The sequence below is a fragment of the Mycolicibacterium neoaurum genome, assembly GCF_036946495.1.
In the GTDB taxonomy this organism is placed as follows: domain Bacteria; phylum Actinomycetota; class Actinomycetes; order Mycobacteriales; family Mycobacteriaceae; genus Mycobacterium; species Mycobacterium neoaurum_B.
The window spans coordinates 2,207,106-2,229,471 of the sequence record NZ_JAQIIX010000002.1 but is presented as its reverse complement, the minus strand read 5'-3'; the positions used below and the strand labels follow the sequence as shown (position 1 = coordinate 2,229,471).

General features: G+C 65.1%; 23 protein-coding genes and 1 tRNA gene. 15 read left to right on the top strand and 9 right to left on the bottom strand.

Annotated elements, in window-relative coordinates:
* Positions 1 to 18: 18 nt before the first annotated feature.
* Positions 19 to 828, top strand: a complete 810-nt coding sequence (locus PGN27_RS15995; protein WP_335326999.1) for a crotonase/enoyl-CoA hydratase family protein — start codon at positions 19 to 21, stop codon at positions 826 to 828.
* Here the strand turns inward: PGN27_RS15995 and PGN27_RS15990 are convergent.
* Positions 815 to 1,837: a bile salt hydrolase gene (locus tag PGN27_RS15990; protein WP_335326997.1), complete on the bottom strand. Its 1,023-nt coding sequence runs from the start codon at positions 1,835 to 1,837 to the stop codon at positions 815 to 817. The two genes, PGN27_RS15995 and PGN27_RS15990, sit on opposite strands and share 14 nt — an antisense overlap.
* Before the next feature lie 438 nt (positions 1,838 to 2,275).
* On the opposite strand from PGN27_RS15990, the gene PGN27_RS15985 reads away from it, so the two are divergent.
* Both PGN27_RS15985 and PGN27_RS15980 read left to right on the top strand, forming a co-directional pair.
* Positions 2,276 to 3,013, top strand: a complete 738-nt coding sequence (locus PGN27_RS15985) for a 3-keto-5-aminohexanoate cleavage protein (RefSeq protein WP_335326996.1) — start codon at positions 2,276 to 2,278, stop codon at positions 3,011 to 3,013.
* A 305-nt stretch (positions 3,014 to 3,318) separates the two neighbouring features.
* Positions 3,319 to 4,176: a PE-PPE domain-containing protein gene (locus PGN27_RS15980; protein ID WP_335326995.1), complete on the top strand. Its 858-nt coding sequence runs from the start codon at positions 3,319 to 3,321 to the stop codon at positions 4,174 to 4,176.
* Positions 4,177 to 4,525: 349 nt separating this feature from the next.
* Here PGN27_RS15980 and PGN27_RS15975 read toward each other — a convergent pair whose 3' ends face one another.
* Positions 4,526 to 4,975, bottom strand: a complete 450-nt coding sequence (locus PGN27_RS15975; protein ID WP_335326994.1) for a hypothetical protein — start codon at positions 4,973 to 4,975, stop codon at positions 4,526 to 4,528.
* A gap of 71 nt (positions 4,976 to 5,046) precedes the next feature.
* Positions 5,047 to 5,856, bottom strand: coding sequence for a hypothetical protein (locus PGN27_RS15970; protein ID WP_335326993.1), 810 nt, complete (start codon positions 5,854 to 5,856; stop codon positions 5,047 to 5,049).
* A gap of 71 nt (positions 5,857 to 5,927) precedes the next feature.
* On the opposite strand from PGN27_RS15970, the gene PGN27_RS15965 reads away from it, so the two are divergent.
* Positions 5,928 to 7,087, top strand: a protein-coding gene (locus tag PGN27_RS15965; RefSeq protein WP_335326992.1) for an IS3 family transposase whose coding sequence is annotated in 2 segments (ribosomal slippage) — positions 5,928 to 6,219 and positions 6,219 to 7,087 — 1,161 coding nt in all. Because the reading frame shifts where the segments join, the coding sequence is not laid out codon by codon here.
* 3 nt (positions 7,088 to 7,090) lie between these two features.
* Here the strand turns inward: PGN27_RS15965 and PGN27_RS15960 are convergent.
* The 3 genes from PGN27_RS15960 to PGN27_RS15950 form a co-directional block, all read right to left on the bottom strand.
* Positions 7,091 to 7,300: a hypothetical protein gene (locus PGN27_RS15960; protein WP_335326991.1), complete on the bottom strand. Its 210-nt coding sequence runs from the start codon at positions 7,298 to 7,300 to the stop codon at positions 7,091 to 7,093.
* Positions 7,301 to 8,705: 1,405 nt separating this feature from the next.
* Positions 8,706 to 8,795, bottom strand: a tRNA-Ser gene (locus PGN27_RS15955).
* Positions 8,796 to 8,814: 19 nt separating this feature from the next.
* Complete coding sequence (locus PGN27_RS15950; RefSeq protein WP_335326990.1) at positions 8,815 to 9,327, bottom strand: MarR family winged helix-turn-helix transcriptional regulator; 513 nt, start codon at positions 9,325 to 9,327, stop codon at positions 8,815 to 8,817.
* Positions 9,328 to 9,368: 41 nt separating this feature from the next.
* Here PGN27_RS15950 and PGN27_RS15945 point away from each other — a divergent pair, with 41 nt between their 5' ends.
* Entirely contained in the window at positions 9,369 to 10,349 is a 981-nt protein-coding gene (locus PGN27_RS15945) for an NAD(P)H-quinone oxidoreductase (RefSeq protein WP_335326989.1), read from the top strand.
* Here PGN27_RS15945 and PGN27_RS15940 read toward each other — a convergent pair.
* Positions 10,346 to 11,542: a cysteine desulfurase-like protein gene (locus tag PGN27_RS15940; RefSeq protein WP_335326988.1), complete on the bottom strand. Its 1,197-nt coding sequence runs from the start codon at positions 11,540 to 11,542 to the stop codon at positions 10,346 to 10,348. The genes PGN27_RS15945 and PGN27_RS15940 overlap by 4 nt on opposite strands.
* Before the next feature lie 226 nt (positions 11,543 to 11,768).
* Between PGN27_RS15940 and PGN27_RS15935 the strand changes: the two genes are divergently transcribed.
* The 7 genes from PGN27_RS15935 (at position 11,769) to PGN27_RS15905 (ending at position 17,882) form a co-directional block, all read left to right on the top strand.
* A complete protein-coding gene (locus PGN27_RS15935; RefSeq protein ID WP_030137532.1) occupies positions 11,769 to 12,272 on the top strand; it encodes a bacterial proteasome activator family protein in 504 nt (167 codons plus the stop codon).
* Positions 12,273 to 12,278: 6 nt separating this feature from the next.
* Positions 12,279 to 13,079, top strand: coding sequence for a galactan export ABC transporter ATP-binding subunit Wzt/RfbE (wzt, locus tag PGN27_RS15930; RefSeq protein ID WP_335326987.1), 801 nt, complete (start codon positions 12,279 to 12,281; stop codon positions 13,077 to 13,079).
* Positions 13,072 to 14,010, top strand: coding sequence for a galactofuranosyltransferase GlfT1 (gene glfT1 / locus PGN27_RS15925; RefSeq protein ID WP_335326986.1), 939 nt, complete (start codon positions 13,072 to 13,074; stop codon positions 14,008 to 14,010). The genes wzt and glfT1 overlap by 8 nt, the downstream gene beginning before the upstream one ends.
* Positions 14,007 to 14,837 (top strand): galactan export ABC transporter permease subunit Wzm/RfbD, encoded by an 831-nt coding sequence (gene wzm / locus PGN27_RS15920; RefSeq protein ID WP_019510910.1) that lies wholly within the window; start codon positions 14,007 to 14,009, stop codon positions 14,835 to 14,837. The genes glfT1 and wzm overlap by 4 nt, the downstream gene beginning before the upstream one ends.
* An 88-nt stretch (positions 14,838 to 14,925) precedes the next feature.
* The gene (locus PGN27_RS15915; RefSeq protein WP_335326985.1) at positions 14,926 to 15,519 is read left to right on the top strand and encodes a hypothetical protein; all 594 of its coding nucleotides are present in this window, start codon (positions 14,926 to 14,928) and stop codon (positions 15,517 to 15,519) included.
* A gap of 13 nt (positions 15,520 to 15,532) precedes the next feature.
* A complete protein-coding gene (locus PGN27_RS15910; protein ID WP_335326984.1) occupies positions 15,533 to 16,312 on the top strand; it encodes an alpha/beta fold hydrolase in 780 nt (259 codons plus the stop codon).
* Between the two features lie 52 nt (positions 16,313 to 16,364).
* Entirely contained in the window at positions 16,365 to 17,882 is a 1,518-nt protein-coding gene (locus tag PGN27_RS15905) for an HNH endonuclease signature motif containing protein (protein WP_335326983.1), read from the top strand.
* 33 nt (positions 17,883 to 17,915) lie between these two features.
* Here the strand turns inward: PGN27_RS15905 and PGN27_RS15900 are convergent, their stop codons facing one another.
* Entirely contained in the window at positions 17,916 to 18,386 is a 471-nt protein-coding gene (locus PGN27_RS15900) for a carboxymuconolactone decarboxylase family protein (RefSeq protein WP_335326982.1), read from the bottom strand.
* A 50-nt stretch (positions 18,387 to 18,436) separates the two neighbouring features.
* Here PGN27_RS15900 and pdxR point away from each other — a divergent pair, with 50 nt between their 5' ends.
* A complete protein-coding gene (pdxR, locus tag PGN27_RS15895; RefSeq protein WP_335326981.1) occupies positions 18,437 to 19,843 on the top strand; it encodes a MocR-like pyridoxine biosynthesis transcription factor PdxR in 1,407 nt (468 codons plus the stop codon).
* Here pdxR and PGN27_RS15890 read toward each other — a convergent pair.
* Complete coding sequence (locus PGN27_RS15890; RefSeq protein ID WP_036464350.1) at positions 19,833 to 20,456, bottom strand: HD domain-containing protein; 624 nt, start codon at positions 20,454 to 20,456, stop codon at positions 19,833 to 19,835. The two genes, pdxR and PGN27_RS15890, sit on opposite strands and share 11 nt — an antisense overlap.
* Before the next feature lie 29 nt (positions 20,457 to 20,485).
* Between PGN27_RS15890 and PGN27_RS15885 the strand changes: the two genes are divergently transcribed.
* Together PGN27_RS15885 and PGN27_RS15880 are read left to right on the top strand one after the other, a co-directional pair.
* Positions 20,486 to 20,896 (top strand): GtrA family protein, encoded by a 411-nt coding sequence (locus PGN27_RS15885; protein WP_030137463.1) that lies wholly within the window; start codon positions 20,486 to 20,488, stop codon positions 20,894 to 20,896.
* Between the two features lie 40 nt (positions 20,897 to 20,936).
* Positions 20,937 to 22,346: a decaprenylphosphoryl-beta-D-ribose oxidase gene (locus PGN27_RS15880; RefSeq protein WP_335326980.1), complete on the top strand. Its 1,410-nt coding sequence runs from the start codon at positions 20,937 to 20,939 to the stop codon at positions 22,344 to 22,346.
* Positions 22,347 to 22,366 lie beyond the last annotated feature (20 nt).

The following is a 22,366-nucleotide window of genomic DNA, read 5'->3' as shown; positions in this document are numbered from 1 at the left end:
CGGGGTTAGCCTGCACCCATGGCTTACGAATCCGTGACCGTGGACATCGCCGATCACGTCGCCCGCGTGACACTGATCGGCCCCGGCAAGGGCAACGCGATGGGGCCCGCCTTCTGGGCCGAGATGCCCGAGGTGTTCGCCACCCTGGACGCCGACGCCGGAGTCCGGGCCATCGTGCTCACCGGGTCCGGCAAGAACTTCAGCTACGGACTGGACCTGGCGGCGATGGGGGCCACCCTGCCCGGTCTGGACGCCGGCGCCAAGGCCCGGGCCGACTTCCACAAGACGATCCTCACGATGCAGCAGGCCATCAGTGCCGTCGCCGACTGCCGCACCCCCACCATCGCCTCGGTGCACGGCTGGTGCATCGGCGGCGGGGTCGATCTGATCAGCGCGGTCGACATCCGTTACGCCAGTGCCGATGCCAAGTTCTCGGTCCGTGAGGTCAAGTTGGCGATCGTCGCCGACGTGGGCTCGTTGGCCCGCCTTCCGCTGATCCTGTCCGACGGCCATCTGCGCGAACTCGCGTTGACCGGCAAGGACATCGACGCCGCGCGCGCCGAGAAGATCGGTCTGGTCAACGATGTGCACGCCGACGCCGAGGCGTCATTGGCCGCAGCGCACGCCACCGCCGCCGAGATCGCCGCCAACCCACCGCTGACCGTGCACGGCGTCAAGGACGTCCTGGACCAGCAGCGCATCGCACGAGTCTCGGAGAGCCTTCGCTATGTGGCGGCATGGAATTCGGCATTCCTGCCTTCGAAGGACCTCGGCGAGGCGGTCGCCGCGATGTTCGGTAAGCGCGCCCCTACGTTCACCGGGGAGTAGCGGAACCCTTCAGCTGATCCAGCAGCTGCATGGACAGGAACGTCATCGGGCCCTTGTCCTCGAACCGATGCGAGACGTTGCCCGCGATGCCGCCCTGCACCGCGAGCTCACCGATGAGGTCGAGTTTGAGCTGCGGGCTGCCCGCACTGAAGTCCAGATCGGCCAGATCGACCCAGACGATATTGGGCCGAGTGGTCGATTCGTAGACGTAGCGCTTCCTGGTCAGGTCCAGCACCACCTGCCAGATCGTCTGCGACGCATCGGGTTTGCCCGGATCCGGGACCCGGAAGGGTTGGGCGGCATTTCGGATCACCGACAGCATGGCCGCAATCGCATCGACCTGACCGGCGGGTTGCGGAAGCCGGCTCGCGTAGTAGCTGGCCCTGGCGAAGCGGGCGGCGGCCTCTGTCGAGCCGGGCAGCGGCTCGGTGCCGCCCAGTCCGGTGAATGTCTTGACCAGTTCGAGTTGCTGGTCGAAGGTGGGCGAATTCGTCATAACCCGATAGGCCCGGTCGTGGTAGACCTGCGCCTTGCCGTCGATGTACTCGATGATCGCAGAGTCGCCGGTGGCGTCGTCGAGGGCGAGATGGATGGCCGGCGGTTTGCCGCCGGTGGGGTCATCCATCTGGACGACCTGCACGTCCGTCTCGGCGATCCAGTCGACCGCGTCGGCGACCGTGGCGAAGTTGTCCAGGAAGTACTGCAACCAGATCGCCTGGCTGAGCTGGGTGCGCCCGGAATCGGGTTGTCCGTAGTTGGATTCGGCCAGCCACAGCACGTGACCGGCCAGACCGGCCTCGTTTAGGCCGTCGACGGAAATGATGTCGAAGGCCGTGGCGATGACGCTGCCGTACTTCGAGGTCCAGGTGAGCGCGCCGGTGACGCCGTCGTCGCGGGTGACACCGCGCGGCTGCTTCCACAGGTTGGTCATCAGGTCCTTGTGGAAGTCCATGTTCCGTCCCACCAGGACGGCTCCGCCGGCGTCCGGCCATATCACTCGGGTGCACATGCGCGTCAGCCTAGCCAGGAGAGGGCTGCGAGAATTCAGTCTTGGGCGAGCGTGCCGCTACCCGGTGTCACAGCGACCATCGCGCCGGGCATGAGGAGCAGTCGCCTCGGGTACACGGGCAGGAGCGCGGAGTCCGGGAACGGGTCCGCCGAGGCGCGGCGCCGATCACGGCACCGACAGCTCCGATCAGCAAGGTTGCCGCCATCAACCACAGCAATCCGCTGGCTATAGCTGACTGCATCGTCAAGGCTCCCGAAAAGTCACTGAACTGGTCATCTGATGATCATCTCGGCGAATCAGGCATTGCCGAGCACACATCAAGATCATTCCCCGAAGACCATGACATGCGTGCTGCGCCCGCGTCAATATGGTCCGGCACACAGGAGACGCACCTCACCCGAGACAAAGCGCCTCTTGGACGCACCGTCAGAATGGCGTATGGCCACAAAGCCCGGCATCAAAGCGCCCTACATCAAAGCCTGCATCAACGGCGCCCGCACCCCCGACGAGCACGCCGGGCTCCCGGTATCGCCGAAGCAGCTGGCCGCCGCCGCGGTCGCCGCGCAAAGTGCCGGTGCCATGGCTGTGCACCTTCATCCCAAGACTGCCGACGGCGTGGATTCGCTGGAACCGGCGATTGTCGCCGCCGCTGTGAGTGCCGTGCGCCAGGCGGCACCGGGCCTGCCGCTGGGCGTGACGACCGGGTTCTGGGCGCTGCCCGATCCGCATCGGCGGTTGCGCACTGTGGAGGCGTGGACGGTGTTGCCCGATTTCGCCTCGGTCAACTGGGATGAACCCGGCGCCGAAGAACTGGCGCTGTTACTGCTGAACCGGGGTATCGGGGTGGAGGCCGGCATCTTCCACGCCGCAGCAGCGGAGTCCTGGGCGAATTCTCCCGTGGCTGCCCGCTGCCTACGGGTCATGGTCGAGCTGGGGCCCGACGGCGATATCGAGATCGCCGACGATGTGTTGGCGCGCGTAAGTCGTGCCGGGTCGCCCGCGCCGGTGCTGCTGCACGGCCTCGACGACAGCTGCTGGCCGCTGCTCGCGCACGCGGGCGCGCAGGGATTGCAAACCCGCATCGGGCTGGAGGACACCGTGCTGCTACCCGACGGGTCGACGGCACCGGGTAACGCCGAACTCGTTGCGGCGGCGTATGAAATTCTCAGCCGCTAGTCAGAACTTTCGAAAGTAACAGCAGTCGAATCGGTTTCGACCAACTCACGCAATCCTGCCGTTCGAAGTGGTGTCCGACCGAGGGGACGATGTGGCATCGATCCGGTCTCACGTCGACATCGATCGCGCGAACGGTGATGTGACGGTAACCCTCTGGGTAGATCCTCGGATATCGGGATTCGACATCTGCAAGCCGCAGCTGAAGGGTCAACTGGCCCTCATTTCTCGCGAATCTCGCTTCATTCCCGGGGAGGGAGCGTCAAATGGGGGTTACGAAACGTCTACGCCATATGGCCTCGATTGCGATGTCCGTGGCGTTCGGCATGGGGCTGGTATCGCCCATACCGGCGCACGCCGAACCTGCTGGAGCCACGGTTCTCACGTTGGCGCCGGCGTTCTTCCCGCTGCCGAGCAACTGGTTGCGGGGCGAACTCTTCGCCGCGCCCAACACCACAGTCAAAGTGCCGTACAACAACTTTCCCGCGGCTGCCAACGTTCACAAGGGTGCGGACCTTCTCGACGAGCTGCTGCACTCGACCGCAGGCCCCAAGATCGTCCTGGGCCACAGCGAGGGAGCACAGGTCCAAGACGATTGGCTTCGCCGCTACGGCCCGACCAGCGATATCGATCCCGCCACAGTGCAATTCATCCTCACCGGCGACCCAGAGCACAGATTCAACGGATGCACGCGTGTCCCCGCGCCCACTCCCACCGAGCCCGACAAGAAGGTATGCAAATTCATCTACCACAGCTATGACGCCCCCGGCGGCTTCACCGGCCCGGGCTTTCCCGACGACACCCGCTACAACGTGACCGTCATCTCCCGCCAATACGACTACTGGTCAGACTGCCCCAATCCGCTCGTCAACGGCTCCCCGGCTGACAAGAACCGGAACGCGGCCAACTCCGTCGGCGGAAAGGGAGAGCTCAAAGCTGTACACCTGGACTACAGCATGATCGGGCTCAACGACCCGAACAATCAGGTGTACGTCGATCGAAACGTCAAGTACGTCCTGGGCTCACCAGCCACCTACTACCTGCCCATGGTGACCCAGAAATGGATTTCCCAAGCGCAGAAACAAGCCCAAGACCTGGAGCTACGCCCTCAGGTCGAACTCAATTACGGTCGCCCCATGGGATCACCGACGCCGCCGACCTCATAGCCTGAGTGATCTGAATCCGCGACCCATCTGAAAGACGGGTATGGCGACCAAACTCCACACCACCGGCGACGTAGATACCAACGGCTCCGAGATCGTAACTCTCTGCCATTGCTCCTGACCGACCAACACCGTCTCCTACGAAGTTTCGCGCCCTTTGCCGCCGCGGTCTACTCGTTGGATGTGTGGCACATCTGGATACTCATTGCACCCATACCACCTGTCTAACTTGCTGCCGGCAGAGGCACGCCGGAATGAACACAACGGGCGGTTGTTGGTCGGATCGTCGTCGAAGGCCTCGGACTGCACACTGCGGACGTGTAGCTGGAGTTTTTTCGGCGTGTTCGCGGCGCTAGCAGTTGATCCGTTTGAGGTTCCAATACATCGTTCCGTCACCCTGGGCAGGATTTCCGTACCAAACGTATGCGCGGATCTCTTTGGTGCCGCGGATGAACGGGCCGCGATACGCAACGACGATCGCCGTGCCAGACGGATAGGAGCCGTTGAGCTCCACGATCTGTGATTGTCCGATGAACCCGCCCTGCGCGTTGTAACTGCGCAGCCGCGAACGCCATCCGAAGGCCAGGATAGGAACCGTAAACTTGACGGTGACGCCGCCTGCGCAGCTCACGCGTTCGAAGCGAACAGCGTCGGTCCTGATAGATCCGGCGGCAACTACACTTGCGGTCGGAGCGTCATCCACGTCGATGACGAGTTCGCCCCACTCACCAGACGTCTCCGTCTCAGCAATCTCGGCTGGGTCAACATGGTCAACGGCTTCATCCGCATCTTGGTCGGTCATCGTTCCTCCAATAGTCGTTGCGTGCTGAGGCTTTCTTCTTTTCGCGGAGTCTCGTTGGGGCGGCACTTGGGTCACATGGCGCGCAAGAGCCGCTCCGGCCGAGGGGCAGCCAAGACTTGCTTGGTGTCATCGAGAAGCCCCTTCAAACCGGATGCCGCCCTTTCGGTCGCGATAGCCTCCCTAGCCTGACCGGTCAGCAGCTCGACGCGACTCTGAACTCTCCATAGTTCGACCGTCTGCACGATCCAGTAGGCCGTAAACTGAAGGAGCAAAAGTGTTTCGAGAACAATGACCCAATGATTCCAGCCGTCGAGCAGCAGGTGGACGGCCACAACGCCGGCAATGGTCACTACCATGAGCACAGAAAGAGTCACATAGCAGGCAAAGTACCGGCGCTTGTTCGGACACTCGCTTTCGTTCTGCTCCAGAGTAATCCGAGCGGTGAGGCCAACCGTTGCGCATATTGCCAGGAACATGATGACGGCCGAAACCCCATGCGCGTACTTATCGAATCGGGGTTGGTCCGCAAGGAAGACGATGAATCCGCCGATAATCAGCACCCATGCGAGCAACGTCGCGAACGTTCCGAGCACGCTGTTCTTATGTTGGCGAGCAGTATCGTTGCGGCTGGGGCGGCACCACAGCGCAAGACATGAGAGCACGAGTGCAATCGTGACTGCCCAGATGTTGGTGGATACCGACTTCGAGATCTCATAGCCTGGGGGTAATTCCCCTCCGCCACAGATGATCACCGGGCGTGCTGTCGGAACCATCGCGACGACGATCGCCAGCACGCCGGCAAGGCTGAGAAGCACATCTTCGGTGTGACTGGCGCCGGTGTACACGATCATCAGCACACCCGCCGCGCACAGCACGGCCACGAAAGGGACTGACCCCAGTTTGGTTGACTCCTGACCTGTGAGGATTCGTCCTTGCTGGAAGGATCAATCTCGTGCCGACACCGTTTCCTGCCGAGTTCAGAGCCGACGTCATCGCCGTGGCCCGCAAGGGCGAGGCGCCGTTGCGCCAGATCGCCAAGGACTTCGGCATCTCGGAGGCCTGCCTGCACCGCTGGCTCAAAATCGCCGACCGGGAGGACGGCCGCAGCCAGCCCGCCTCACCGGCCAATGCTGAGGACATGGCTGCGCAACTGCGCGAGGCGCACAAGCGCATCAAACTCCTCGAGCAAGAGGCCGAGGTGATGCGCCGCGCAGTCGGATATCTGTCGCGGGACGCCAACCCAAAATGATGTACCCGCTGGTCCTCGACCTTGCCGCGGACGGCGTGCCCGTCACGGTGACCTGCCGGGTCCTGGGATTCTCGACCCAGGCGTTCTACAAATGGCGCAAAGCACCGGTCTCGCAGCGGGATTGGGACGACGCACATCTGATCAACGCGGCCCGCGACATCCACGCCGACGATCCAGCTTTCGGCTACCGGTTCATCGCTGATGAGCTACCCGGGCGCGGAATCATCGCCGGCGAGAACCGTGTCGCCCGGCTGTGTTCCCAGGAGCGGATCTGGTCGATCTTCGCCAAGAAGCGAGGGCTGAACCGTCGATCCGGACCGCCGGTGCATGACGACCTCGTGCAACGTCGGTTCAGCGCCCACGCTGCCGACCAGGTCTGGCTGGCCGACATCACCGAACACCGCACCGACGAGGGCAAGCTCTACCTGTGCGCCATCAAAGACGTCTACTCCAACCGCATCGTGGGCTACTCGATCGACTCACGGATGAAGTCTTCGTTGGCCGTGGCCGCCCTCGATCACGCCGTGGCTCTGCGCTCACCTGTCGCGACCATCGTTCACACTGACAGAGGCAGTCAATTTCGATCCAGAAAATTCGTCCACGCGCTGTCGCACAACGGTTTACATGGATCAATGGGACGCGTCGGTGCCTGCGGGGACAACGCCGCTATGGAGTCGTTCTTCGCCTTGCTGCAACGCAACGTACTTGACCGGCGACGCTGGGCCACCCGAGCCGAACTACGCCTGGCAATCGTGACCTGGATCGAACGGACTTACCACCGACGCCGGCGACAACGCGCCCTCGGCAGGCTCACCCCGATAGAGTTCGAACTGCTCCACACACCGGTCGCAACCGCGGCCTGAAGTTCACACCCCGCGAGTCAACTGAACCCGGGGCAGTCCCAAAACACTGTGGGCGGAGGTGAAGTAGTACGCGCTGATGGACGCTTCGAAGCAGTTTCCGCCGGCTCGGTCGGTTAATACCCCTGCTGCCAGTGCCGCGACCGCGACAACCAACCCACCCCGCAGATAGCGATAGGTCGTCACAGCTATTTCAGGAAGGACGGAGATGCTCATAGCTCTCACCCCTACATTCGGTCGATGATCGATTGGATTGGACTGACAGCTGGTGAGTCACCACGGCGAGTGTGGATACGCCGCATGTGCGCTGGCGATGGCGCCACATACCTCACCTGGCAATCCGGTTATCGCCACGTAGTACGTGTCACTCGGCGTCGTGATGGCGTACCGATCGGTGCAAACCAGACCACCGCCGGGGCCGCCGCCAGCGACGTCACCGCCAAGTCCGATGCATTCTGGCAAGTACTGAAGGGGGCTCTGTAGCGCTCTCTGGGAGATCATGACGATTCCCCCAGCCCATAGCGCCCCGACGCGCCAGTATCCACGGGTGGCGTAGATACCCGCCCGTTGACCACATTTGTTGAGGGCATTGAGTACCGAAAACATCTGCCTTACAGAAGGATTGAAAACACCCAGTCCACATCCAACCCACCCGAGCACGTGCGAACCGTCGCCTTCTGCGATGGATGGATCGTTGAAGCTAGGGAGATACGCACCGATCGCGTCTGCAGCAGGCCCGCCACCACTGACATCTCCTCCGGGCTGCAGATCGGGAATTGCGTTCCCTGACGCATTGGGATCCGGCGGCACTTGGCCGGGAACGTACCCCGCATCCGCCCCCGGCGGAGCGTCTGGACCACCGGGTGCACAGAATCCTGTGATCGGGTAACTAGCGCAATCGGCAACCGGCTCGGCATGAGCCGGCGCTATCCACGCAGCGCCCCACACGCACACAGCAACAGCCGAGTCGACGCACACCCAACGAAAGATCCCCATAGCCGCCCCCTTAGGCAGGATCATTCCCAGGTTCGCGAACGTACTCCTACATTCGCCGCAGCGGTGGCAATCTACGCGAAATAGCATTTATGCACGTAGCTGATAGTTGACTCCGCAATCAAGCAAACGTTCAGTGCGCTCGCGCAAACCGCACCTTCGCGCCGTAGCAGCTTCAATTTCTGCCCGGAATTTTGGCGCCAAACCGCCATGCCCATCGCCCACATAATTTGCCTTCCGCGGCTGGATTGGATGTATCCACCGATAGCCGATAGCTTCGCTACACCTGGCTAGCGCCGCTTCCTTTGATACCGACAGCGGTCGGTGATGCGTCCCAGGACAACTGGGCGTCTTCGGGCGTGCGGTCATGCCGTAAATGCTGCGGCTGAGCGAGGCAGCGTCTCAGCGCGGACGAGCAGCGGATCCACTCACGCATGTCCATCGGCCCGGGCGATCAAAGTCGCAGAGGCAGTCAGCGCCAAAGCCGGCAATCTAGAAACCCGAGACACCCGTTCCGAAGTTGGGCATTGGAGGGCCCAGCCACGCACAACGCAGACAGAAAGCACGGCCAACTAGTTTTGTGAAGCACGCAAACCCCAGCGTCCGCCGGGTTCGACCATCGATCCTGTGGCGGTGGCGGAGGGATTTGAACCCCCGGACGGTGTTAGCCGTCTCTCGCTTTCAAGGCGAGTGCATTAGGCCGCTCTGCCACGCCACCGTCCGACAGCCTAAGCGGTCTACACCCGTCCGAGTTTCGCGGCCCGCCCATCGGCCTGTAGACCGGCGCTGATCCGCCGGCAGTTCTCGCCCATTGCGGTGATCTGCGAGCGCGACAACCGGTTCAGATAGTGGCTGCGCACCTCTGAGCCGTAGGTCTGCATGGCGTCCGCCAGCAGGGCACGGCCCTCGTCGGTGATGGTCGCCAGCACGCCGCGCCGGTCATCCTGGCTGGCGACCCGATTGACCAGGTTCAGCTTCTCCAACCGGTGAATCTGCCTGGTGACCCGACTGGGCAGTGACATCAGTCCCTCGGCGAGATCCCCCATCCGCGCCGAACCACTGTCGGAACTGTCCAGAATGTCGAGCAATCGCACGTCATTGAGCGTCAGTCCATGACTGTCGGCCAACGACCGGTTCAATGTTGCGTACAGCCGCAGTGCCGAGTCCAGAAAGTTTTGCCACGATTTCTGCTCGGCGATATCCAGGCCCGGCATCGAGCTTGCCGTACGCCCCCCCATCAACGCTTCCATCGCCCGATCCTACGTTCGCGCGGCAGCGTAGCCTAGCGTCAATGAAGGCTGTTTCAGTTGTTTCACCCGAACGTATGACATGGCAAGAAGTTCCTGATGTCGCAGCTCAAGCGGGTGAAGTGGTGATCCGCGTGGCCGCGGCCGGAGTCAACAGGGCCGACCTGCTGCAAGCCGCGGGCAACTACCCGCCACCACCGGGTGCCAGCGACATCCTCGGCCTGGAAGTCTCCGGCACGATCACCGAACTCGGCGACGCGGTACGCGGGTGGACCATCGGTCAGCCGGTATGCGCTTTGCTGGCGGGTGGCGGATATGCCGAGTACGTAGCGGTGCCCGCCGCACAATTGCTGCCGGTGCCCGACGGTATCGGTTTGCACGAGGCAGCCGCCCTGCCCGAGGTCGCCTGCACGGTGTGGTCCAACCTGATGATGACCGCACACCTGAACCCGGGTGCACTGCTGCTGATGCACGGCGGAGGCAGTGGCATCGGCACCCACGCCATCCAGGTCGCACGGGAACTCGGCGCGCGGGTGGCCGTGACGGCCGGCTCGGCCGAGAAGTTGGCACTGTGCACCGAACTGGGCGCCGAAATCGCGATCAACTACCGCGACGAGGACTTCGTCGAGCGGGTGTCCGCGGCGGGTGGCGCAGACGTCATCTTCGACATCATGGGCGCCAAGTACCTGGACCGGAACATCGACGCGCTGGCGCCCGGTGGACGGCTGGTCATCATCGGGATGCAGGGCGGCATCAAGGCCGAACTGAACATCGCCAAGTTGCTCGGCAAGCGCGCCGGTGTTCTGGCCACTGCGCTGCGTTCCCGTCCCGTGGATGGCCCGGAGGGAAAGGGCGCGATCGTCGCGCAGGTCACCGAGAACGTCTGGCCGATGATCGCCGCGGGACGGGTCCGCCCACTGATCGGTGCGGAGCTACCCGTCCAGGACGCCGCCAAGGCGCATGCATTGCTGTCCTCCGGCGATGTCGCCGGAAAGGTGTTGCTGAAGGTGTCCGACAACAGTTAGCCGAGCGAGGCGAGCACCCGAACCAACTGGTCGACCTCGGCGGCGGTCGTGTAGTGCGACAGACCGACACTGATCGCACCGCCGATGTCGTTGACGCCGAACGCCTCCAGAACCCGCGAGTGCTTGCTCCTGCTCACCAGCACGCCGTTATCGGCCAGCCGCTGCATCACTCGCTCGGCGGGCACCCCGTCGACGGCCAGGCTGAGCACCGGGATCCGCTCGACCGGATTGCCGAGCACCATTACCAGCGGCAGAGACCGCAGCGAGGACAACAGGTAGCCGAACAAGCGGTCCAGGTAGGCGGCCGATGATTCCAGCGAGACCGCCAGGCGTTCCCGGCGCGAGCCGGTGGCACCCTCGTCCAGATTCGCCAGGTACTCGATGCTGGCGACCACACCGCCGAGCAGCCCGAACTGATGAGTTCCGGTCTCCAACCGGGCGGGCCCGGTGGCATCCGGATCCAGCGATACGGAGCTGAACTGGTCGATGACGGCCGGGTCGCGGAAGACCAGCGCACCGATCGGCGGGCCACCCCAGGCGACGGCATTGAGCGCCACCACATCGGCATCGATGTCGTCGATATCGATGAGCCGGTAGGGCGCGGCCGCCGAATGGTCGACGATGACGAGTCCACTGTTCTCGTGGACGAGCTTGGTGACCGGAGTCAGATCGGTGACGGTTCCCAGCGTCGCCGATGCCGAGGTGAGCGCGACCAGTTTGGTCGGCGCGGTGATCAGGCTCTCCCACTGATAGGTGGGCAGCTCACCGGTTTCGATGTCGACCTCGGCCCATTTGACCTTGGCGCCGTACCGGTTGGCCGCACGCAGCCACGGCGCGATGTTGGCCTCGTCGTCCAGCCGGGAAAGCACGATCTCGTAGCCCAGCCCCACCTTCACCGATGCGGCATCGGCCAGGGTTGTCAGCAGGACGGCCCGGTCAGCACCGAGCACCACACCGTCCGGATCGGCACCGACGAAATCGGCGATGGCCTGCCGGGCGGCGGCCAGGACCGTCGCGCTGCGACGCGCCGACGGGTGCGGACCGCTGGCGATGGGCTTGGAGCCTCTGAAAGCCGTCGACACGGTGGTGGCCACCGAATCCGGTAGCAGCATCCCGTTCTGGGCGTCCAGATGTACCCAGCCGTCGCCCAACGACGGGTGCAACCCCCGCACCCGGGCAACGTCATACACCATGTCAGCCACCTTAGAACGTCCGTGAATCGCACAGACGGACACGCATCGGGTTACGGGGCCTGCCGCGCTGCAGGGACCCGGCCCGGATCACTTCGGCAGCCATACTAATGCAGGCCGTGCACGGCCCGTGGCCCCAATCACCGCCGTTGTTGCTGGTATGCGCGGGAGCAACATCGGTACGGCCGGGCAGATTCACCGGGACCGGAAAGGACTAGTGTCGGACACCATGACGATCCACTCCGGCGATGACGACAACGTCGAGATCCTCACCGGCGACGATGCCCCGTCGGGCGCGGACGAGGACAAGGCTTTGACCGACCTGATCGAGCAACCGGCCAAGGTCATGCGCATCGGCACCATGATCAAGCAGCTACTCGAAGAGGTGCGGGCGGCTCCGCTGGACGAGGCCAGCCGCAGCAAGCTGGCACAGATCCACAGCAGCAGCATCCGCGAGCTCGAGGAGGGCTTGGCGCCGGAGTTGCGCGAAGAACTCGAGCGCCTGACGCTGCCTTTCAGTGACGACTCGGTGCCCTCCGATGCCGAGCTGCGCATCGCCCAGGCCCAGCTGGTCGGCTGGCTGGAAGGCCTTTTCCACGGGATCCAGACCGCGCTGTTCGCCCAGCAGATGGCCGCCCGCGCGCAGCTGGAGCAGATGCGTCAGCTGCCGCCGGGAATGGCGCCCCAGGGCCAGCGCGGGCCGACCCACCCGGGCACCGGGCAGTACCTGTAGCCGCCCGTGACCGACAGTCCTTACATCTCCACCCAGAACGCGTGGGTGGAGTTCCCGATCTTCGATGCCAAATCGCGGTCCTTGAAGAAGGCCTTCCTCGGCAAGGCCGGCGGCACCATCGGCCGCAATGACGCCAATGTCGTGGTCATCGAGGCGCTGCGCGATATCACCATGTCCCTGCAGATGGGTGACCGCGTCGGCCTCGTCGGGCACAACGGTGCCGGGAAGTCGACGCTGTTGCGGTTGCTGTCGGGCATCTACGAACCCACCCGCGGATCGGCGACGGTGCGCGGCCGGGTGGCCCCGGTGTTCGATCTCGGCGTCGGCATGGATCCCGAGATCTCCGGATTCGAGAACATCATCATCCGCGGCCTGTTCCTCGGCCAGACCCGCAAGCAGATGCTGGCCAAGGTCGACGAGATCGCCGACTTCACCGAGCTCGGCGACTACCTGTCCATGCCGCTGCGCACCTACTCCACCGGTATGCGGGTGCGGCTGGCGATGGGCGTGGTCACCAGCATCGACCCGGAGATCCTGCTGCTCGACGAGGGGATCGGCGCGGTCGACGCGGAGTTCATGAAGAAGGCCCGCACCCGGCTGCAGAGCCTGGTCGCGCGGTCCGGAATCCTGGTGTTCGCCAGCCACTCCAACGAGTTCCTCGCCCAGCTGTGCAAGACGGCGATGTGGGTCGATCACGGCACCATCCGGATGACCGGCGGTATCGAGGAGGTCGTCGGCGCCTACGAGGGCCCCGATGCGGCCCGGCACGTGCGTGAGGTGCTCGATGAGAACGAACGACATGGCTGACGCCGCGACCCAGCAGCGTGTTGTCGCGGTCATCGTCACCCACCGCCGTGTCGAGGCTCTCACCGTGTCGCTGGCCGCGGTATCCGGCCAGCGCCGCAGGCCCGACCATCTGATCGTCGTCGACAACGACAACGATCAGGCGGTCGCCGAGCTGGTGGCCGCCCAACCGATACCGACGACATATCTCGGCTCCCGCCGAAACCTGGGCGGCGCGGGTGGTTTCGCGCTCGGCATGTTGCATGCGTTGGCACTCGGCGCGGACTGGGTCTGGCTGGCCGATGATGACGGCCGGCCCGCCGACGACTCCGTCCTGGCGACGTTGCTCGGCTGTGCCGAGAAGCACGCGCTGGCCGCGGTATCGCCGATGGTCTGCGATCTCGCAGATCCTTCTCGGCTGGCCTTCCCGCTGCGCCGGGGCGTGGCATGGCGCAGGCATGTCTCGGAGCTGAAGGTCGACGCATCGGACGACCTGCTGCCGGGCATCGCTTCGCTGTTCAACGGAGCGCTGTTCGCCGCGACCACACTGGAATCGGTCGGGGTCCCCGATCTTCGACTGTTCATCCGCGGCGACGAGACCGATGTGCACCGCCGACTGGTGTTGTCCGGTCTGCCGTTCGGCACCTGTTTGGACGCGTCGTATCTGCATCCGGACGGCGCCGACGAATTCAAGCCGATCCTGGGCGGTCGCATGCACACGCAGTATCCCGACGATGCCGTGAAGCGATACTTCACCTACCGCAACCGCGGTTATCTGCAGGCGCAGCGCGGATTACGCAGACTGATACTCCAGGAATGGGTGCGTTTCGGGTGGTTCTTCCTGGTGACCCGACGCGACCCGGCGGGTCTGCGGGAGTGGCTGCGTTTGCGCAAATTGGGCAGGCACGAAAAGTTTTCGAGATATCAGGCTGAGGCGGAGAGGCGGGGCGCATGACGATCGTCGACGCGGCGGCCCAGTCCAAGACGATGGCGCGCGCCTGGGGTGATCTGCGGGGCGGGTTCGGCAAGCGCGAACTGTGGCTGCATCTCGGGTGGCAGGACATCAAGCAGCGCTATCGGCGTTCGGTGCTCGGCCCGTTCTGGATCACCATCGCCACCGGGACCATGGCGCTGGCCCTCGGCGGCCTGTACTCCAAGCTGTTCAATCTCGAACTGTCCGAGCACCTGCCGTATGTGACTCTCGGCCTGATCATCTGGAACCTGATCAATGCGGCGATCATCGAGGGTGCCGACGTGTTCGTCGCCAACGAGGGTCTGATCAAACAGCTTCCGACGCCACTGAGTGTGCACGTCTACCGGTTGGTGTGGCGCCAGGTGCTGTTGTTCGCGCACAACATCATCATCTTCGTGATCATCGCGATCATCTTCCCGCAACCGTGGAAGTGGACCGACCTGACGTTCATTCCCGCGCTGTTCCTGATTGTGCTGAACTGCGTCTGGGTGGCAATCGTTTTCGGCATCCTGGCCACCCGGTATCGCGATATCAGCCCGTTGCTCTTCAGCCTCGCGCAGCTGCTGTTCTACATGACCCCCATCATCTGGAACGACGAGACGCTGCGCAGGCAGGGTGCCGGCGGCTGGGCGAAGATCATCGAGTTCAATCCGTTGCTGCACTATGTCGACATCGTCCGCGCACCGCTGCTCGGCGCCGATCAGGAGCTGCGGCATTGGATCGTCGTGCTGGTGTGTACGGCGGTCGGTTGGCTCTGTGCGGCGTTCGCAATGCGCCAGTACCGCGCGCGTGTGCCGTACTGGGTGTAGCCGATTCGGCTGACCGATCCGTCCGCGTCATCCGGCGGCCATCCCGACGCCACCGCGCTGTCGGCTCTGCGGCGTTGAATGGCCTCCCATGACCGACACCGTCACCCCCGAGAACACCGAATCCGCCACAGACGCCTTCATCGACGCCGAGATCGTGCCGGTGGTCGAATCCGACACCCGTCGCCACGCCGGCGACGTCCTCGAGCGGCAGCTCGACGCGGGCCAGGATCTGAGCAACCAGCTGATCGAGGCAACCACCGACGCCGCCGTCGCGGTGGTCGAGTCGCCCGCGAAGGTGATCGCGGCGATCCGTAGCGGCGCCACGCTGCCCGCCGCACTCGGTGAGACCAACGAGGCCGTCCAAGATGCGGTCCTGATGGCGGGCAGTCGGATTCGCACCGCGGTCGGCGCGTATGTCAATCAGCAGGCACCGCTGCCGAACGCCGTGATCACCGGCGCCGCGGAGGTGGCCGCAGCGGCGGTACGCGGGCAGGGCGAGCTTGTGTCCTCGGCAGTGGACGGTGTGTTCGAGGTGGCCGTCACCGTCGGCAGGCGCGGTGACGTGCGTGACGTGATCGACCGGGAGTGGAGCGAATTCAACGCCACCGCGGTGTCGGTCCGCGAAGCCGTCGAGGCCCGCTTCGCGGTGGCCCGCCGGTCGATTCGCGACGCCGTTTCCTGAACAATCGGTGCCTGTGAGCACCACACTGGCAGGACCGGATGGCACCGAACTCGTCACCGAGGTGACGGGGTCGGGGCCGCCGGTCGTCTTCGTCCACGGATCCAACGGCGATCTGGATTCGTGGGCCGATATCGCCGACCGCCTGAGCGGCTATCAAACGATCCGCTACGCCCGGCGCAACCATCCACCCAGCGGGGTGGGCCCGGCTCCGAACAGTTTCGACGCCGAGGCCGGAGATCTGCAGGCGGTACTCGAGTCCGTCGGCCGGGCTCACGTCGTCGGAGCGTCCTATGGGGCGACGGTGGCGTTGCATGCGGCACTGGCCGACAGCAGCCGCATCACCTCGCTGGCATTGTTCGAGCCGCCGGTGCTGCTGACGGGTCCGCATCTCGGGCCGGTGATCGACAGCTATCAAAGGCTTTTCACCACGGTGCGCTACGCCGATGCCCTGGAACTGTTCCTGCGTGAGGCCGCCCAGATCCCCACCGACGTACTGGCCGACGGGTCGACCATTCCGGATGATCCCGTCGCGGCGATGAGCGCGCTCGCCGATTTGGAGGCGATGGCCGGTGACGACTCACGCGTCGATCGCTGGGCGGCGATCGACGTTCCGGTGCTGCTGATGCAGGGCGGTCAGAGCTGGGCTCCGCTGCCCGAAGGGATGGAGGCGTTGGCCGCGGCCCTACCTGCCGCGCATCGCGTGGTGTGGGCCGAGCATTCGCATTTCGCCATGACGACCGCGCCAGAATTGATGGCCGCGGCGGTGCAGGAGTTCCTGGACGGGTTGGCGTAGGCGTCGCTTTTGGCGGACCGACGTGTCAGAGGTGCGGAGTAACCTCGGAGAGGTGATCGAACACCAGTTCGAAGGACCGGGGATGGTGGTCGCTGACCACCTCGATGCCGCGCGCGGTCAGCTGCTCGCCGAACGCACCGCGGTGGCGGCGAAGGTGCTCGCGGCGGGCCGGTTCGCACTGGCCCGGATGGCCGAGTTGGGGCACGGGTTCGACGATCTGATCGTCGATGACTGGGAACTGGTCGCCGCCGAGCTCGGCGCGGAGTTGGGGATCAGCCGAGGCCGGGCCTGCACGCTGATCACCCAGGGCCGTGACCTGCTCACCCGGCTCCCGGTCTTCGCCCAGGTCTTCGCCGGGGGCGGGGTGGACCTGCGGGTACTGCGGGTCATCCTGCACCGGTGCGCGTTGATCACCGACCCCGACATCACGGCCGTCATCGACACCCAGCTCGCCGCGGCCGCACCCTCGTGGAACCCACTGTCGGATGAACGGATCGCCGAACTGATCGACTGGATGATCATCGAGATCGACCCCGTGGCGGTGCGTCGGGCCCGGGAAACCCGGCGGCGCCGTCACCTCAATGTCGAACCGGTCGGGGACGGGATGGTCGAAATCCACGGACTCGTCGACGCCGCCAAAGGGGCGATCTTCGACCAGAGTGTGCAGGCGTTGGCGCGCACCGTGTGCCCGCACGATCCACGCACCCACGCCCAACGCCGCGCCGACGCCCTCGACGCCCTGGCGCTGCGGGCCACCAGTATCGCGTGTCTGTGCGGACGCCAAGACTGCCCGGCAGCAGGCAACGAGGTGCCGAGCGGCCAGTTCATTGTTCACGTGCTCGCCGAGCGTGACACGGTGGCCGCCGCAGGAGCCGAACGCGTCGCAGCGGCAGCCGGCACCACGGCCACCGAGAAGCAGATCAGGATGGCCGAACGTCGCGGCGCGTCCGAGGATTCGGTTGCACCGGCGAAGACACCAGCTCGCGCGTTGATCCCCGGGTACGGGCCGATCACCGTCGAGCAACTGGCCGACCTACTACCTGCGGCCCGGATCCGACCCGTCCCCGACGCCACCGCCCTGGGTATCGAACCCGGCTATCACCCGTCGCGCGGGCTGGCTGATTTCGTCGGCTGCCGCGACCTGACGTGCCGCTGGCCCGGATGCACCATGGCGGTGGGGCACTGCGATATCGACCACACCACACCCTGGCCCTATGGTCCGACGCATCCGTCGAACACCAAGCTGTACTGCCGAATCCACCACCTGATCAAGACATTCCACTGCGGGCCCGGCGGCTGGAACGACACCCAGCACCCCGATGGCACCATCACCCTCACCGCCCCCAACGGGCGGGTCTACACCACCAAACCCGAGGGCGCACTGTTCCTCCCGCAGTTCACCGTGGCCACCGCCGACCTCGGCACCATCGATATCCCACCGCCGACGCCGGGCCGAGAACGGGCCGCCCCCACACGATCCCGCACCCGCGCCCAGAACCGGGCCTACCGAATAGCCCACGAACGCGGACACAACCGCGCCCACATCGACGCCCACCCACCACCCTTCTGAAGGGCCAGCGGAGCGGCGGCCTGGCGGTGCGATTCAGCGACGCGGGGCGGGCATCCGCGTCGCAACGTTGAAACGATTCCAGGCATTGATGGTGACAGCCATCGCAATCACCTGAGCGAGTTCCTTTTCGGTGAACACCTCGGCAGCGTTGGCGTACACCGCATCCGGCACATGCCCGTCGTGCAGGGACGTGATGGCTTCGGTCAGCTCCAACGCCGCGCGCTCCCGATCGGTGAACAGATCACCGGCCTCCTCCCAGGCCGCGACCAGCGCCAACCGCTGCTCGGTCTCCCCCTGTTTGCGCGCGTCCGCGACATGCATGTCGAGGCAGAACGCACAGTGGTTGATCTGCGAGGCGCGGATTTTGACCAGCTCAGCGATCACCGGGTCGATGTCCTTGGCCGAGGCGGTGGATAACTTCATCATGGCGTCGTAGATCTCCGGTGAGACCTTGTAGATGTTGAGGCGATCGATTGCGTGGCGATTGTTCAGTGTCTGTGTCATGCCCACGACGCTACGACCCTAAAAGCCCACACGCATGGTTCAATCCGACGGTGAATTCATGGGCCAATTCGGGTGGGCGGGATCTACACCTAGATCTGCGTGCTGCCGTCACCCCACGCGCCCGCGGCACCCGGGAAGCTCTGGTGCACGCCCTGCGGGACGCCATCCGATCCGGTCGACTGCTCCCCGGCACCATGCTCCCGCCCTCGCGCACCTTGGCCAACGACCTCGGAGTGGCCCGAAACACGGTGGGCGAGGCCTACTCCGATCTGGTCGCAGCAGGCTGGCTGGCCTCCAGACAGGGTGCCGGCACCTGGGTGGTCAATACAGCCACCACCGCCGCGCAGGCCCGCCCGCGCGGCACCCCAGGCATACCGACCCACAACCTGATGCCGGGTTCCGGTGATGTCTCGCAGTTTCCGCGCAACGCATGGCTCACCTCCACCCGCCGCGCGCTGACCAATGCGCCCACCGAGGCGCTGCGGATGGGCGATGCGAGCGGGCGCATCGAACTGCGCGAGGCCCTCACCGAATACCTGGGCAGGGTCCGCGGCGTACGTACCACACCGGACCAGATCGTCATCTGCGCCGGGACCCGGCACGGCGTCGAGATCCTCACCCGCGCGTTGGGCGGCCCGATCGCCGTGGAGGCCTACGGTCTGTTCCTGTTCCGCGACGCCATCGCCGCCAACGGTGCCCACAGCGTCCCGATCAAGGTCGACGACGACGGCGCGGTGATCAGCGAACTGGACACGACGGTGGCGACCGCGGTGCTGCTGACCCCGGCCCACCACTTCCCGCACGGGGTACCGCTGCATCCCGGCAGACGCACCGACGTCCTGGACTGGGCGCACCGCACCGGTGGCTATGTGTGGGAGGACGACTACGACGGCGAGTTCCGCTACGACCGCCAGCCCGTCGGCTCGGTGCAGGGTCTGGATCCCGACCGGGTGGTCTATCTCGGCTCGGCCAGCAAGAGCCTGTCCCCGGTATTACGAATGGGCTGGATGGTGCTGCCAGCCGATCTGGTCGAGCCCGTCATCGCCGCGATGGGTGGTCAGCAGTTCTACGTCAACGCACTATCCCAACTCACGATGGCCGACTTCATCAGCTCCGGCGCCTACGACAAGCACATCCGCCGGATGCGGATGATCTACCGGAGACGGCGCGATCACCTGGCCACCGCACTGCAACCCCTCGGAATCGGCATCCGCGGCCTGTCAGCGGGCCTGCACCTGCAACTCGCGCTGCCGCCGGGCACCGAAGCCGAGGTCATGCGCCGAGCCGGCGAGGCGGGAATCGGACTGTCAGGCCTGCATGTCCTGCGCCATCCCGACACGGGCCCCGACGTGCCCGAAACAGATGGCGTCGTCGTGAGCTTCGGCACTCCGGCCGAACATGCCTTTCCTGCAGCGGTCGATGCGTTGTGCCGGGTGCTCACCGGGCTCACCCGGTGAGGGCGGCCAACTCCGATTCCAGATTGCGCCGCGCCGCGGCCTCCCACAGGCGACGGCCGTCGGGCGTGCGATACAGCGAGGGTTCGGCGAGCAACGTCCTGATGATCCTGGCTCGGCCCGCCCGGAAGTCCGCATCGGACACATGGCCGTATTCGGCCCGCACCTTGGCGGTGTTGTTGCGGTATTCCTGCGGCTCCAGTGCGAGCACGGCCAGATCGGCATCGGATAGCACCTGACCATTGCGGTCGGTCTCCGCTGGATTGTGCTCGGCGGTCATCCGCACCAGGCGGGCCACCTCGGCCACCAACGCTGCGTCGACACCGAGCGCGGCAAGCTCTGACTCGGCCAACAGCGCACTGTTCTCCTCGTCATCGGGCGCGCCGGCGTACACCGCATCGTGGAACCAGGCCGCCAGTCTCACGGCGTCCGGGTCATCGGCGTATTCGGCCAGCTCGTCGGCGGCGAGCAGCACGCCCTCCAGATGACCCCGATCGTGATAGCGCCGGTGCGGCTCCGACCAGCGGTTCAACAGCGCGGCACCGGCCGCGCCGATCTCCGGTGCGGTCGTGTGGCGCCCGAGCAGGGCCTGCCACTGCAGGAGCAGATCGGTCACCTCCCCATTGTTGCCCGTAAGCTGCCCGCGTGACCGCGACCCCGGAAAACGAGCCCCTGAGCCTGCGCGTCCAGGCGACCCGGTTCGTCATCACCGGAGGTCTGTCGGCGATCGTCGACTTCGGTCTCTACGTGCTGATGCTGCAACTCGGGCTGCACGTCAACGTGGCCAAGACACTCAGCTTCATCGCCGGTACGACGACGGCCTACCTGATCAACCGCAGGTGGACCTTCCGGGCCGAACCCAGCCGGGCCCGATTCGTCGCGGTGATGGTGCTCTACGCGCTCACCTACGCCGTCCAGGTCGGCATCAACTACCTGTTCTACCTGCAGTTCGAGGGCCGACCGTGGCAGGTGCCGGTGGCATTCGTCATCGCCCAGGGCACGGCCACGGTGATCAACTTCGTCGTGCAGCGCACGGTGATATTCCGGCTGCGTTGAACCTGCCCCGGCAGCCCGACCGGTATCGTCTGCCACTGACATGACTACCGAACCCCACCTCGTTCCGCGCGCTCTGACCGGCTTCGGCCGCACCGCGCCGAGCGTGGCTCACGTGCTCTCGACCCCCGACGTCGAGGTCATCGCCGCCACCGTCAAGCGCGTGGCGGACGCCGCAGGCCACCCGGGCACCGCATCATCGCCGTATACGCGCGGCATCGTCGCCCGCGGCCTCGGCCGTTCCTACGGCGATCACGCCTGCAACGGCGGCGGCATCGTCGTCGACATGACCCCGCTGAACCGCATCCACTCCATATCGAGTGAGACCGCGATCGCCGACGTCGACGGCGGCGTCAGCCTGGACCAGCTGATGAAGGCCGCGCTTCCGTTCGGTCTGTGGGTCCCGGTGTTGCCGGGCACCCGACAGGTCACCGTAGGCGGCGCCATCGGCTCCGACATCCACGGCAAGAACCATCACAGCGCGGGCAGCTTCGGCAACCATGTGCGGTCGTTGGATCTGCTGATGGCCGACGGTGAGGTGCGCACGCTCACCCCGGACGGCGACACGAGCGAACTCTTCTGGGCAACCATCGGCGGAAACGGGCTGACCGGCATCGTGATCCGGGCCCGGATCGCCATGACCCGCACCGAGACCGCGTATTTCATCGCCGACGGCGTCGCCACCCGCGACCTCGACGAGACGATCGCGGTGCACACCGACGGCAGCGAGGACAACTACACCTACTCCAGCGCCTGGTTCGACCTGATCAGCCCCCCGCCGAAGCTCGGCCGTGCCGCCGTCAGCCGCGGCAGCCTGGCCAAACTGGATCAGCTTCCGCCCAAGCTGGCGAAGAACCCGCTGAAGTTCGATGCCCCGCAACTGCTGAAGGTGCCCGACATCTTCCCGGTGAGTGCGATGAACAAGCTGTCGTTCACCGCGATCGGTGAGGTGTACTACCGCCTCGGCGGCACGTACTCCGGCAAGATCATGAACCTGTCGCAGTTCTACCACATGCTCGATCTCGTCAGCGGGTGGAACAATGCTTATGGCCCAAAGGGTTTCGCGCAGCATCAGTTCCTGGTGCCGCCCGATGCGCTGGACGAGTTCAAGGCCATCATCCGCTGGATCCAGACCAGCGGGCAGTACTCCGCGTTGAACGTTTTCAAACTCTTCGGCCCCGGCAATCGGGCACCGCTGAGCTTCCCGATGGCCGGTTGGAACGTCGCGATGGACTTCCCCATCAAAGCCGGAGTCAACGAGTTCCTGAACGAACTCGACGACCGCGCAATGGAATTCGGCGGCCGGGTGTACACCGCAAAAGATTCCCGGGTCAGCGCCGAGAAGTTCCACAAGATGTACCCGCGCATCGACGAATGGATCGCCACCCGCCGCAAGGCGGACCCACACGGCGTGTTTGCCTCCGACATGGCTCGCCGTCTCGAACTCCTCTGACCGCGAGCCGCTCCAGAAAG